Source organism: Robertkochia sediminum (assembly GCF_016786255.1).
GTDB lineage: Bacteria > Bacteroidota > Bacteroidia > Flavobacteriales > Flavobacteriaceae > Robertkochia > Robertkochia sediminum.
This window is the reverse complement of the sequence record NZ_JADMKT010000070.1, coordinates 1-13,891: the sequence shown is the minus strand read 5'-3', so window position 1 is coordinate 13,891 and position 13,891 is coordinate 1. Positions and strand designations below refer to the sequence as shown.

At 35.6% G+C, this 13,891-nt stretch carries 12 protein-coding genes; 6 read left to right on the top strand and 6 right to left on the bottom strand.

Going from position 1 to position 13,891, the window contains the following annotated elements:
* The first annotated feature begins 80 nt into the window (after positions 1 to 80).
* A complete protein-coding gene (locus IS446_RS05440; protein WP_203059000.1) occupies positions 81 to 1,316 on the top strand; it encodes a site-specific integrase in 1,236 nt (411 codons plus the stop codon).
* A 255-nt stretch (positions 1,317 to 1,571) separates the two neighbouring features.
* Here the strand turns inward: IS446_RS05440 and IS446_RS05435 are convergent, their stop codons facing one another.
* From IS446_RS05435 to IS446_RS05425, 3 genes are read right to left on the bottom strand one after another with little or no spacing between them, the layout of a single operon-like run.
* Complete coding sequence (locus IS446_RS05435; RefSeq protein WP_203058999.1) at positions 1,572 to 2,396, bottom strand: DUF6602 domain-containing protein; 825 nt, start codon at positions 2,394 to 2,396, stop codon at positions 1,572 to 1,574.
* Entirely contained in the window at positions 2,383 to 3,030 is a 648-nt protein-coding gene (locus IS446_RS05430; RefSeq protein WP_203058998.1) for an SEC-C domain-containing protein, read from the bottom strand. The genes IS446_RS05435 and IS446_RS05430 overlap by 14 nt, the downstream gene beginning before the upstream one ends.
* Positions 3,031 to 4,026, bottom strand: a complete 996-nt coding sequence (locus IS446_RS05425; RefSeq protein WP_203058997.1) for a nucleotidyltransferase family protein — start codon at positions 4,024 to 4,026, stop codon at positions 3,031 to 3,033.
* Between the two features lie 139 nt (positions 4,027 to 4,165).
* Between IS446_RS05425 and IS446_RS05420 the strand changes: the two genes are divergently transcribed.
* Genes IS446_RS05420 through IS446_RS05410 form a run of 3 tightly spaced genes read left to right on the top strand, consistent with a single transcriptional unit; the run spans position 4,166 to position 5,902 of the window.
* Positions 4,166 to 4,753 carry a hypothetical protein gene (locus IS446_RS05420; protein ID WP_203058996.1) on the top strand — a complete coding sequence of 196 codons (588 nt, stop codon included), beginning with the start codon at positions 4,166 to 4,168 and terminating at the stop codon, positions 4,751 to 4,753.
* Positions 4,754 to 4,755: 2 nt separating this feature from the next.
* Positions 4,756 to 5,121 (top strand): hypothetical protein, encoded by a 366-nt coding sequence (locus tag IS446_RS05415; RefSeq protein ID WP_203058995.1) that lies wholly within the window; start codon positions 4,756 to 4,758, stop codon positions 5,119 to 5,121.
* Positions 5,111 to 5,902 carry an ImmA/IrrE family metallo-endopeptidase gene (locus tag IS446_RS05410; RefSeq protein WP_203058994.1) on the top strand — a complete coding sequence of 264 codons (792 nt, stop codon included), beginning with the start codon at positions 5,111 to 5,113 and terminating at the stop codon, positions 5,900 to 5,902. The genes IS446_RS05415 and IS446_RS05410 overlap by 11 nt, the downstream gene beginning before the upstream one ends.
* Before the next feature lie 105 nt (positions 5,903 to 6,007).
* Here the strand turns inward: IS446_RS05410 and IS446_RS15515 are convergent, their stop codons facing one another.
* From IS446_RS15515 to IS446_RS05395, 3 genes are read right to left on the bottom strand one after another with little or no spacing between them, the layout of a single operon-like run.
* Positions 6,008 to 6,673, bottom strand: coding sequence for an McrC family protein (locus IS446_RS15515; RefSeq protein WP_262896241.1), 666 nt, complete (start codon positions 6,671 to 6,673; stop codon positions 6,008 to 6,010).
* Positions 6,564 to 7,370, bottom strand: a complete 807-nt coding sequence (locus IS446_RS15510) for an McrC family protein (protein WP_203058992.1) — start codon at positions 7,368 to 7,370, stop codon at positions 6,564 to 6,566. Before IS446_RS15510 ends, IS446_RS15515 begins: the two co-directional genes overlap by 110 nt.
* Positions 7,363 to 10,131: an AAA family ATPase gene (locus IS446_RS05395; RefSeq protein WP_203058991.1), complete on the bottom strand. Its 2,769-nt coding sequence runs from the start codon at positions 10,129 to 10,131 to the stop codon at positions 7,363 to 7,365. Before IS446_RS05395 ends, IS446_RS15510 begins: the two co-directional genes overlap by 8 nt.
* A 391-nt stretch (positions 10,132 to 10,522) precedes the next feature.
* Here IS446_RS05395 and IS446_RS05390 point away from each other — a divergent pair, with 391 nt between their 5' ends.
* On the top strand, positions 10,523 to 12,622 hold the full coding sequence (locus tag IS446_RS05390; RefSeq protein ID WP_203058990.1) for a leucine-rich repeat domain-containing protein: 2,100 nt from the start codon (positions 10,523 to 10,525) through the stop codon (positions 12,620 to 12,622).
* Positions 12,623 to 12,785: 163 nt separating this feature from the next.
* Positions 12,786 to 13,418, top strand: coding sequence for a hypothetical protein (locus IS446_RS05385; RefSeq protein ID WP_203058989.1), 633 nt, complete (start codon positions 12,786 to 12,788; stop codon positions 13,416 to 13,418).
* Positions 13,419 to 13,891 lie beyond the last annotated feature (473 nt).

Sequence of the window (13,891 nt, the reverse complement as noted above, 5' to 3'; positions counted from 1 at the left end):
AACCCCTGTAAAACCTAGGCACTCCCACTTTTTTATAACGTAGTTTTCAGCTATATTTAAGTGTAATTCGGGCGCACAAAATGCAGGATCTTCTATCCATATTGTTCTACATCAGAAAAAGCAGGAATAAAAATGCTACTAAGGCTACGGTCTATTTACGCATTACGTATAGTGGAAAACGCGCCGAAGCGAGCACCTTCTTAAGTGTTCCGCTCGGTAAGTGGAATGCAAAAGCCAATAAGGTGATGGGACATTCAGCAGAGGCAAAGCGCGTCAACCATCATTTGGACATCCTCAGAAAACACGTTTTCCGGGCCTATCAGGAACTACTGGACCAGGAAGAAGAGATTAGCGCGATCAGGATCAGAAACAGGCTTGTAGGCCTGGAGGAAAGCCGACATAACATTCTTGAGGTATTCGAAACCCACAATCAAAAGATGGAGCAATTGGTGGGCAAAGACTTTTCCTTTCGCACCCTTCAGCGCTACAAGACCACGAAAAGCCATCTTACCGAATTCATCAAAGCGGAATACAACCTGGAAGACATGAGTGTAAAGCGTGTCGAATTGACTTTCATCAATGCCTTTATCTACTTCTTAAAAACTGAAAAGGATCTTGCACATAACTCGGCCATGAAATACCTGGCGTATTTCAAGAAGATCGTAAGGATATGCTATGCCAACGGTTGGATCGACCAGGATCCCTTTTACAACTTTAAGGTGAGGCTTCAACAAAAGGAAAGGGAGTTCTTAACCCGTAAAGAACTGGTGAGTATCATCCAAAAGGAATTTAGGTACAAGCGACTGGAACAGGTTAGGGATCTGTTTATTTTCTCCTGCTACACCGGACTCTCCTATAGCGATGTATGCAAGCTTACCCCAGACGATATTGTTCTGGGTATTGACGGTGATCAATGGCTAAGGGTGAAACGAACCAAAACCGGGACGATCAGTAACATCCCCTTACTGGAAATGGCTCAGGAGATCATTGAGAAATACAGGGACCAGGAACTTCCCAACAACGCCCTACTACCCCACTCCAGCAATCAGAAGACCAACAGTTTTCTAAAGGAGATCGCTGTGCTCTGTGGGATCACCAAAGACCTTACATTCCATATGGCTCGTCATACGTTTGCCACCACGGTAACCCTGGCCAATGGAGTGCCTATCGAATCGGTAAGTAAGATGCTAGGTCACCGATCCATCAAAACCACTCAGCATTATGCCAAGATCATCGACCGAAAGTTGGGAGAAGACGTAGGACTACTCAAAGAGAAATTAAAGCAACTGGACCAAAGCAGCTCCGCTACCAAATAACCCTTTCCCCTATTAACTTTTCAACCTTTTTATGTTTGGCTTGTTTGGGAACTGCAGAATAAAGTATCGTGATAAAAATAGCTCGTTTACCCGGCCTGGATGGAGGGCCTGTAAACGAGCTGGAGGAAGTTTTATTTATGGTTTATATACCATGTTGTGTGCCGTTTGTTTATTTTTCTATTTCCCGACTAATCCAAGGCATTTTCTTGTGATAAATTTAGCTACTTATCAAGAATTCAAAAGCAATGATATCAATTATATTTCCTCATCAATAGTTTCGCCTATTTTATCCAAATATGTTTGAAGGTTTATTGCGGGAACGGTACCTATAGCCTGTTGCAAGTATCGCGTCAGCTGCATGAAGAAAGTTACAAGCGAATTTTCCTGTTTGCTAAAATGTAAATCGCGGAAAGCTCTGTTTTCGTAGAATTCAAGATACTTATCCTGACCTGTTTCTTTTATTTCTTCTGAAGGTTCATAATCAACAAAGAAAGCTCCATAGTCCGCTATACAACCAATGTCAATACTTTTCAGTCCTTTCTGAGCCTTGACATGCCCTTCTATCGTCTTATTATTTTTGTGCGTATAAGAGTTTGTGCTGCACAAAATTCCTCCAATAATTTTTGTCAATGGTCTTGGATCAAATCTCCGTCCGGAATTGATCATGTTCGTACTTGTCCTTAGTAACCTTCTTACACTTTCAATTTTTTCTCCGGCATATTCAATGTTTGATTTTCCGTCTGAACTATCTCCAATATCAGGTTTTACTTCAAAAACCGCATAAACCCCCTCGGCTGGTATGTAGTGAAATCCATTTTGGGAGAAAATAAAGGGAGTGAACCAATTATCGAAGATGACCACATCAATTTGATGACTTGTATTTCCTTCGTGGTCAATAACAATTGCCCTGTCCACACTATATCTGTTCGGTAAATATTCCCTTAACCATTCTATCCACGCATTTTCAAGAGAGTCTCCCTTGGAACCAGGATGTGTGATAAAATCACGGTTTGTACTTAACGTTGCGTTCATCTGGCTTTGAAGCCCATTAAAAAGCGACTTAATGTCAATTTGTTTCATGTAAATTTTCTTTTAGAAGTATTAGTGTCTTCTGAACAAAATCCTGTCCAGGTTTAATTATTTCATGCCACTTTTCGTTATGACATTTCTTGAATTTCAAGCCGCTACCACAAGGGCATTTGTGATTCCTTCCCGGCCATTTAGCGTGTGCAATTAATTCTAACTCCTCAACAATTTTGGTGCGATCAGTCTTACCAAGTGTTCCTTCATAATATTCCCATAACCCTTCATATCCGTGAGCATATTCTCCGTCTGGGTATACTCCCTTTCGTTCACGGTAGGTTTCTCGGGCCAAGTGAGGAACAAGTACTTTGTCCAGAAAAAATTTGAACGACATTCCGTTCTTTGAAATCACTCGTTCTTCTGGAAGGACGGCTAGGCACAATGTATTATCATGGTTAACGTGTCTGCCTGCAACCCTTGGAATCTTTTTACTGGTTTCAATTACTTTGGGAAAACATCTTGGGAACGCTTCTGGGAATTTGATCAATACCTCATACCGATCAATTTCTCCTTTTTCGTGATGTACTAATGAAATCTCACCCTTAACGCGTATGTATCCATCTTCCGTCACCCGTTGTAAATCCGGATATGATTTCAGGCCAGCATCAATATCTTTAATAACTCTACTCATTTAGAAACGACACCAGGGTTTTTGAACTACTCCTGATCTAGCTATTTCCAAAGCAGCATCAGTTTTGTCCTCTTCATCTTCTTCTTCAAAAAACTCATCATTTACGGGAAAGTAGGACTTGAGATTCTCGTCAGATGATTCAATCAGCTCGAGCATCTGTTTCATTTCCCAGTGTAGATTTTCCTTTTCTGAATCTGTCATGGTATTAGACACCACATTGGTTGAGTTTGCAGGATCCTCTAGACGAATGGTTTGAACATTATCTCTGATATATTCCAATACCATTTCGAGTTTTTCCCAAATACCGGTGGGGACGTCAGAACACTTTTCAAAAGCTTTAATTGTAATAAGTTCTACGAAAAATGACTTTACCCTTTTCTTGTTCTTGTTTATCTTCCAAACCTTCAACAGTCTGATGATTTCTCTTTCAGCGGTCTTCCCTTTTACAAGATCAATGTGCTTCTGGATATTGGTTTGTGTTGTACTCGCCGATTCCAATAATTTTGGACGTACATATAAGTTCAACCTGTGGGTATTGACATAATCGTCTGCACTCAATTCTCTTCCTGGTACAATATCCATTTGAATTTCGTCGCCATCAATAACGAACGTAATACCAGTGGATACTCGTTGTTTGCGCGTGGCATAAGCCACCAGATCATCATCTTCAAACTCTTCATTAAAGAAATCAAAGACGGCATCCGCCATTTCTTCCAACGTATAAAACGCATTTCGCTTAAATGGTTGACATATATCTAAATCGAATTTGGTATTAATTGCATCATGCTTTGCGTATGAACCAGAGTTAATTGCTCCTGTCACGATTTGATCCTTGAATTTCTCGACCAACGCATCTTTTACAACTTCTCTCTTTTCAATGTACTTCTCCATCAAGTCTGACACATGCTTCATCTTGTAACTTTCCAGCACTTGCTGGAGGTACTTGTTTTTGTTTAAACTCATCTGGCTATTTTTACTTTTGTGTTGTTTAGTCATTACCCCCGACTTTAAAACAAGCTCATAGATCCTAATCTATTTACCTTATACAAATCCAATGAACAATAACTAATTCATTAAAAAATTATATCTCTAACTTTGTATTAACCGAACGTTTTAATTTTTCCGGAAAGCAAGAGTGGATTTTTTTAGAAAAAGACAAATACAGATTGAGTTAGACAAGATCTCACAGCACCAGTGGGAAGAGATATGCACTCGATGTAAGTCCTTTCTTAGAAAAAAATTATTTAATAAAACAAACTTTGGCGCTCATTCAGAAAGGGATCTAGGCCTGCCAGCAATAGATTACTATTTCGAAGAGGCCGTATCAAAAATATTTACTTTTGAATGGGAGTGGCAATTTGAGAAGTATTCGATTGTCGAACAAATTATTAGAATTGCTGGCAGCATGATCTCAAAAAACGTAGAAAAATATAGAAGAAAAATGGAAAAGGGATATTTTGAAACAGAATATTCCGACAATATGGCCTACGATTTGTTTGACGAAGTTTATGACGAGAGCATTGACAAACTTTTGGAATGTATTGAGAGAATTGTAAAAGAAGGTGATGCGTTTATGCAAATGCACTGGGAATCAATTAAGGAAGGGTTAAAGTCCAAACAGATTGCGGAAATTATTGAAAAACCGGTTAATTATGTATACAGGCAGAATGAAAAGTTGATCTATCATGCAAAGACCAAATGCTTAACTGTTCACGATGAATAGAAATGGAAGGTAAAGAGATATTAAATACAATATCCTCACTGGAGGTTGAAGCCGCATTAGAAAAGCCAGTCAATGAACTTGAAGTTTTCGATAATTCTAACAGCATCAAGTTTATTAAACGTCTAAAATATAGGCAAAAGGCTCATCTAAACAGAGAAAAATATACTCTGATGTTCAATAGTATTGGAGACGAAACCAGGAAAAAGGTCGAAGCCCTTAAAAATCTTTCGGCTAAAGCTCTTCTGAAAATAATCAAGGAAAGAGATGTGAATTTTCAATTTAGAAACCTTGAAAAACTTGATGTAGACCAAATCCGTGAAATTGTCGAAGATCTCTATATGCTAGATGAACTAGGCGATGAAGAATAATCCAAGGAAATTAGCATTAAAAATACTTGCGGAATTTGGAATAGATGACCCCAAAGATGTCTCCATTGAAGATATAATCTATGCCCTAAACATTCCTTTGAAATATTCAAATCTTACAAATTGCGATGGCAGAATCATTCACAACTCAGGAAAATCTTTAATCGTTGTAAATGAAAACATCAAATTTGATACAAGGCGCAACTTCACACTTGCCCATGAGTTAGGACATTATCTAATGCACAGGAACGAATTAATACAACATGTAGATGATTCTGCATCATTAGCATGGTATGACACCCAGAACAGAACAAAGATTTCACAACAAGAAATAGAGGCTAATACTTTTGCTGCGGAAATTTTACTACCATCACATCTGTTCAAGAAGGAAGTGTTCAAACAGCCTTTTGATCCGAGCTTAATTCGTGACATTTCGGACAAATACAATGTGAGTCGATCGTCGGTTATCTATAGATTTCTAGAATTAGGCAATCATCCAATTTGTGTTTTTTATACCAAAGACAATAAGGTAAGTTATTGGAGAAGATCGAACGATTTTAATTTCAAAATAAAGGATTGTACTAGAATACCTCCTCCTGACGATTCAGTAGCAGCTGAATTTTTCGATAGCGCAACAATTTACACTACTACTGAATCGAAACAAGAAATTTCAAAGTCGACTTGGTTAGAAGTTAAAGAAGATTACGCTGATGATATCTTCTATGAGTATTGTTTGGTTCATTCGGAATCTAACCTTGCAATTAGTGTAATTTGGGAGGATTAAATTATTGCATTTTTGGTTATAATTAAAGTAGAATTGCCTTGTCTTATCAATTTATTGGTTTATTCCTAGATTTAGGATAATAGAATATTACGATAGGGCTTTAAGTTATTCAAAAGTAACCGCTAGTATACTCTCAATTTTATTTATAAGCTCTATTTTCAATGGCTTAAACAACTCTTGCAAATCTGTTTTTTCTGATAGTTCTTTACCGAGTATTATTCTACTAATTACTGGGACCTGAAATGCTTTAATGGCCACTGTTTTCCCGCCTGCTAAAGCATCCTTAATGGTCAGTTCTGTTTCTTCCTCCCGGTCTTGTTTTATCGTATTCGGGTAGAATAAGATGATTTCATCTACCTCAAACCGCACAGCGTATGCAAGCATTTGATACAGATCATTCTGAGAAATTCCTTTTTTGGGATCTTTATCATCAGAATAGACAATTTTATATTTAGTATCTGCTATTAGGGATTTATGATTCGTCTTAAGCCATAAATCCGGTTTTAAATTGAACGTTTTACCTTCGTCAAGATATGTATCGCTTCTTTGTGCTTTGGCAGTCACTTTTTCAAGTTCCTTATCAATAAATCCAAAAATAAAGTCTTCAAAAACGTATTCCATCGGGAGCAGGAATGCGAAAAGTTTCAGATCATTTTTATAATCAAATGAAATTTGATAGAAATAATTGACAATAGTCACGGACCGTTTCAAATTCACCAAACATAGGATTGAACGAAATTCGTGAACATTGTTCTGCGGTTGCCCTTTCATCTGACACTTCATCCAGGATAAAAAGGATCTCTCGTAAGTTCCTTTTGTTATCCTGACTTGAGGTAACATTAAAAAGGAATGTGGTTACATACTTTATGATGCGATTAAATTCATTATCAAAGACAAACGCATCATAAGTACAATTGAGTTTATGCCACCTTCCTTTGCTTAAATTTTCATTTAAATAATCATTTGTATTTAGCCTACCCTTAATAAAAGATAACTCACGATTAACCTCCTCGTACTGCTGATAGATGGAAGAACTCAAAAGCTCCCTAGTATACTTCGAGAAAAGATAAATTAGCACTTCAAAGAAGTCACTTTTAGCACTACCCAATGAAGCCTGGTAGTTTGGGAATTTGATCTTACGGCAATAGCTCAACCACCAAAGAATGTGGTTTTGAATCTGATTTACTTCATTGAGCGAATATTCCTTGGAGGAGTCGTAAAATATCTTTGGCAACAAATTGATCTTACTTCCTCCGTAATGAATGACTCCAACGTATTTATTCGATTTTAATTCATCTGACTTATGAATGAATTGCAAGAATCTCTGAGATTCTATTTTCGATTCTCCATTTTCAGAATAAAAAGAATTCTTCTCCCGGCTATTCCATATCTCATCAAGAAATCCTTCTAAGCCATCAAGGGATGGATCATAATCAACTTTATTCTGATATTCAAAAAGGTTAATCATTACTCTCAGAAATTCTTAAAGGCCAGTTTTTATGATCGGTAGAATAACCAGTGCCTTCCAATGCCTTTGATACTATCCTGGTAACAGCTTCTTTATCATTCATAAAATACTCCAGTAATAAAGGGATCACTTTCACGTTCATCCTCCTCATGAAATTGTAAGGATCATCTTTTGAATCCATAAAATAGGAGTGACCTATTTGGAAATCAGGCCCCTTGTCTGAACTAATTGAGTCATTAATTGATCTCAAAACATTTTCATCCTTAACATCGAGACCATCCTCTGAATACTTTGGATACATAGGCTCAAACTCAAATCGCCTCCTAAGAGCGATATCAAGCAAGGCTATAGATTTATCCGCAGTGTTCATAGTGCCAATAATGTACAAGTTAGATGGAACAATAAAGTTGTCCCCAGACGGCAGCTTCGCCTTCATTGGTATATTACCATGTGAGCGTTTATCCGGCTCAATGAGCGTGATAAGTTCCCCAAAGACTCTGGATATATTAGCCCGGTTAATTTCGTCTATGATAATAACATAATCCTTTCGCTTAGTGGCTTCCATCTTCCCGGAAGTATCTTTACCAAGGTCTAGCAGTGAATCGAGTAATGGCGCATAATAGGAAGCTAAACCTTGAATATCTAAAACCGATTCAGCTGAATACATTCTCTTAAGAGTTGCGATACTCAAGGTATGCGCAGATCCTCCACTAGCTTTTCTAAAGTCGATAGATTTATTTGTTACAGCTGTAATGAAATAAGAAACCTTCTTCATCTTCACTTCAATTTCCTCTACCTCTCCTTCCACAAGTGGACTGACAAATTCATTAAACACTTCTTCAAAAGGCCTTTTTGCTGCTTTAGGGGAATAGGAGTCTTCTAAGTTTTTCAATGCTCTATCTGCGATCACTTTGAAAACTCCATCCTTTCTCTCAAAAGTTAATTGAGTTCCATTCTCTGTATCTGGCCGTAGACCTTGAATAAAGTCTTCGTAGCTGTAGTTCTGATGAAAAGTGATAAACTCAATTTGATCGTGAAGATTGGCTTTGAAGATTTTCAAGGCCTCATCGTATGAGTCTATCTTTCGATTCTCAATAATTTCGGCAGCTCTCAAAACTGTATTATATGTTTTCCCAGTACCTGGAGGACCGTAAAGAATCGTGTTCAAAGGAAAGATCATAGCCTCCTCCTTTTCAGTTTTAATGCTTTGTCCCATAATGCCTAATAATCTTTCGTAAAACGTATTGAAATCAGGGTGCTCAGATGAATATTTGGTGATGTCGGTTAATGTCTTCACAACGAGACTGAAATCTAATTTCCAGTTCCCTTTTAGCTTCCAGTCAACCTTTCTTATATTTTGATAATTTGTTCGATCTTTATCGAAGAAGCAGTCCGAGGAAACAATACCGAATCCAAGTAATTCCCCCCGTCCTTTTTTTGCGATAACTACATCTCCGACTTTGATCTTATTTAAAAATTCATCATTTGCGGTTACATCATTTTTTTTAGAGCCACTTCCACCATATGCCGCCACAAGAGCCTTTTTAATCTCATGACGGTTTTCAAATTGTCTTAAATCACCAATTTCATCCCATCCAAGCGCCATAATACCCTGTTGATAACATTCATCCCAGAGATGAGCATTTTCGCCAGGTGCGTAAAGCCAATATTGTGTATCGGTTTTGCTTTGAGATAATTCCAATATTGCCTGGTATTCCTCTTCAGTTGCACTAAAATTCGTGCCTTGATTTCCAACTTTCAGATCATTCAATTCTTCAACACCTTTTATGTATTCGCTTAGAACTGGATGATCAACGAAATTGTGTGTGATTCTTATACCTGCTTTAAGCGCACTGGTATCTTCTCCTTTCCACAAATGATCATCGGGAGATGCTATATTGGGATGTGGCTCAGAAGTCACTTCAGCAAGGGCATAACATCCTGCTTGATCACCGGTGATCCATAATATTACTTTATCTCCAACTTTAATTTTATCCTTGTGTGCACTTACCGTCCAATCCGTCAGAATTCGTTCTCGTATTGAAGTTTCAAAATCAAACACCTTTGGGTTACCTTGAAAAACCCAGTAATTGACTTGCTTTCTTTCGTTATTCCAATTCCAGGCCTCAAATGATAATTGGTAAAAGGGAAGGTCACTTTTTTCTTTTACCTGAGTTAGAACCTCTAAGTATTCATCGTATGAATTGAATTTAGGATCAATTCCCAATACTTCTTTAAAGTAGGCTTTTATAGGACCATTGATAGGCAAGTACTTCTCAGGATTTATATAAAATAACGCCTCGGTTAACCTTGTCCTAGCAACGTTTTTAATCAATAAAACATCCTTAAAATCGTCATTGGTTATTTGGCTCCTTCGCTCCTTATTGAACAACTTCCATAATCTACTTATCTCATTATTGGTTCTATCCATTTTATATGGAAACAACCAAACTTTTTGAGCTTGGGCTGAGGGAACTCCACTGACATCAGCAGGCTTCTCTATGTCAAGGGTTTCGGCGATTTTCTGTAAATACTTAAGTCTATTTTTAGCACCGTACTTATAGATGTAACAATAGAAAGTAAAAGGATCTATTTCATCGAGTTCTATGTCATGTTCACCTTCCGCTGCTTTGTCATTGAACGGACCTATACCAACAGACTTTAGTAACTCAATTATTTCCTGTTGAGAATGCTCTTTAGCACTTAAATATTCATTGATCTTGTTATGGGTTTCTACCCAAGAAAATTTTTCATCTCTCATTTATCAATTCATTTTTTGGCGGCAATTAACCGAGTTGTAATTAAATGATCAGTGATTTGAGAATTAAACTCTTTATTTTCGGGGATATAGATCATCACCTTTTTAGGTAAGGTCATAAAATAGGAAATTAAAGTGTGTACGATTTAACTTAATCAAGAAGTCAAATAACCCCTCGAATTTAACCAAAATAAAAATGGCTTAAATACGGATAACCGTAATTCTGAATTAAATAAAACTTATAAAATTTCCTACATTTATTCAGCAAAAAACCTAATTTATCTTCCACTCTTCTGACAGATTATTCTTTAAGCACACCGTCCCATTTCATTAACGGATAACTTAAATTAAATCATTGTAATTAGATCAAACTTCCTACAACACCAATTAAAAAATGACAAAGAACATATCCATTCATAAAGCAGAGTTTCATAAAATATTTTATACTAATTCTGAAGAAAACACTGACCTCCTTGACGATATTCTTTCAGTTGAAACTTTCATATACCCTCTCGAGGATAAGGGGAACTTTTACCTGTATGATTTAGAGAATGAAAAGCTTTTATTGAAACACTCGTCTGTTTCCAAATTTAAATTGGATAAAAATATTGAAACACTTTCTTTTATAGGAGTACCGGTATCTGATGTTATAAATCTAAATATTCCTAATAACACTAATTCTCTAAAATTTGAAGGAGGTGATTTAATGCCTTTACAAATGGAGAGAACCAAAGAAAGTAAAGGTGTTTGGGAAGAAGTAATAAACTTGATCAACCTATACAAATTTATAGATTCAATTAAACATAGGTTATCGATTGAAGGTGAGCTGAGAGAAATTTACAGAAATAAATTACCTCAATGTATTGCTGATTTTGGATTAAGTAAATTAATTGAAAAGCTAAGAAATTCTAATATCACCGACCTAACAATCGGATGGACCTATTTTTCCGATTCTGATTTTAAATCCCTATCAGAATTCAAAAAATTAAAGTCCTTAAGCATCTTATATTGCTACAATGATAATTTAAAATGGTTTCCACAAAACCTAACCGACTTAAGGATCTTTGGGACCACAATCCAAAATTTATCTGAGGTAAACTTAAACCTAAAAAGTTTAAAAACCCTGGACTTATCAGGGAACACGATAAGTAACTTAGATGGTTTATCAAGATTACCAAATACACTAACTGAATTAAGTTTAAATTATAATTTAATCAAAAGCTTTAATATAGTCGAATTGCCTGAAAATTTAGAGTTTCTGGACTTGTCCAATAATATTTTGGATAATGATTTTTTTAATCAAAACTCAGTTCATGAAAATTTAAAGGTGTTGTTGTTGTCTAATAATCAAATTGTAATAACATCTTCGATATTACATTCAATTTTAGAGCGCTTTCCGAATATCGAATATTTAGAATTGATAGGCAATATGACTGCGGGTGTTCCTAAAGAATATTTAGGTGATGAAGAAAACCGAAATTGCCTAGCTCATGTTCAATTCCTTTTAGAAGAGATCGACTATAAATTTAACGAGAATGACCTGGAACTTTCTGTTAGACATGATTTAAAAGATTATGTGGAGATTATTTGGAGACAACAACTATTACCCCTAAAAGTAATATTGAATGATCTGCAATATATTTTTTCGAAATATTTCATAAGAATGCCTTCCTACAAGCAGTTTATGAATGGTCTGTATTGCTTTGTTCAACATGATACTTGTGAGATTTCCATAAGGGTTGATGAAGAGAAAAAGGAAGTTCTTTTCAGAGTACAATCTGATAAATCAGAAACCGTCGCCGAATATTTTCATAAATATTTTCAAGAAGTAAATAGGATAGTGGCTATGAATAGTCATTTAAAAATTTTGCCATTTATAAACAACTCTACGTCTTGCCAATTTTTAAATCAATTTTACTTAAAAGCATTTAAAATAGATTTAAAAGTCAAATCGAAACGCGTATTAAAACTTACCCAAAACAATATTGAAATATTAATTAACAATAGGAAAATCGAGGAAAAGGAAAACAGGATAGAAGTCTCATCAGTGATTCAAGGTAAAATAGCAGGAGCAAAATATGAGAAGATCGAAGACATTGCGTTTATTCTGATTTCGGGAAAAAGTGCATATCCCTTTGTTATAAGAAATGGTGCTATAACAAATGCCATAACTGACCATCGTGATGATTATTACTATTTAATCCTTAGAACTTCACTAGAAAAAGAAACTTACATTGAGGGAATCACGAATAAGCATTTAAATGACAGCAGTTTAAAAGAAGTACAATTATTTATTGATAATGATATTAAAAAGAAAATATCATGTTTTATAAATGATAAATATTTCCATGCCAAGGAAAATATTTTAACTGGAGTGAATTTAGAATCAATTAAACTAAGAGAAGACTTTTTAAAAGAAATCAAAATGGACAATGGGAAATATTGTGAATTTAATATTGTTGAGGACACCATTGAGTTGAAATATGTCTATTAAAGAATACTCCATTTAACTTACTTAGTAAAACTCCCTATCCAGGGAGTTTTTTTATGCCCGAAATTTAGGTGTTTTCACTCTTCTGTTCAGCCCTGAACAAATCCAAGTTATGCTTCCTGATGCCCATACATTTGTAGTATACAAAACCAAAAAAAGTAAAATTATGGCTACTGATATTAAGTTTTTTAAAGCACATAACATGGAAGAAAAAGCAAAATATGTAAAGGCAGTTTACCACCTTCTTAAAGAAGCATATGCCACTTGTGGAGGTATTAATCTCGCAAATGGTTTTAAAGATGAAGATGATATGCTCAAGAGTATTCCTGTCTGGAGATTAACCTTAAAAAATGATCAACTGATTTCCGTTATGCTTTTTAAAGAAAAGGCAGGGAAATTAAAAATGGTGGCTTATGCACCATTAACAGAAATTGATTTTTCAATCCGACGATCAGACTTACGGTTTATGTTAAAACATTCCTATGCAGAATTATCTGGAAAGTTATTATCCATTACGTTAAAAGAAATCTCTACTAGCTGGGAGGATTACGTTTCTAAATCACCAGAGAAGATTTTAAAGAAGGAGTTGACACCTCTCCAAAAGGACTTAATAAGTGAAAAAATTCCAGAAAACAGTCAAGGCATGTATATGAAATTAAAAACTGAATACCCCCAGCTTTTAGAATACTGCTACTTCAGAGAAATCGGAGGTGAACTAAAGTTAAAAGTATTGCTGCAACCTAAACAAAATCAATATGAAGAGAATATACAAAGCGGTTCTATCTCATGCCCAAAATAATCGTAAAACAAATAAAATAGAACTAGCAGTTTACCTAAACAATTCAAAAGGTTTTGACATAACCGTCGGGGGATTGGCTATCAATACAATTATCAGACAGACTTATAACTATTACATGAAAAAAAGGGAATTCAAAAATGCCTATCTCATTTTAGAGACATACCAACCAGAAGTGTTTATATGGAAAATAACAAACAACTATGGTTCAAAAAAATAACCAATAAAACAACAAGATCATGGAGAAAATCATTTTCGCTGCTGCAGGTTTAATTGTAGCCATTATCCAAAATCAAAACAACAATAAGAATAAGAAACCAGGTAACACATCAAATAATAATTAACCAAAAACACAAGATCATGGAGAAAATCATTTTCGCTGCTGCAGGTTTAATTGTAGCCATTATTCAAAATCAAAACAACAATAAGAATAAGAAACCAGGTAACACATCAAATAATAATTAACTAAAAACACA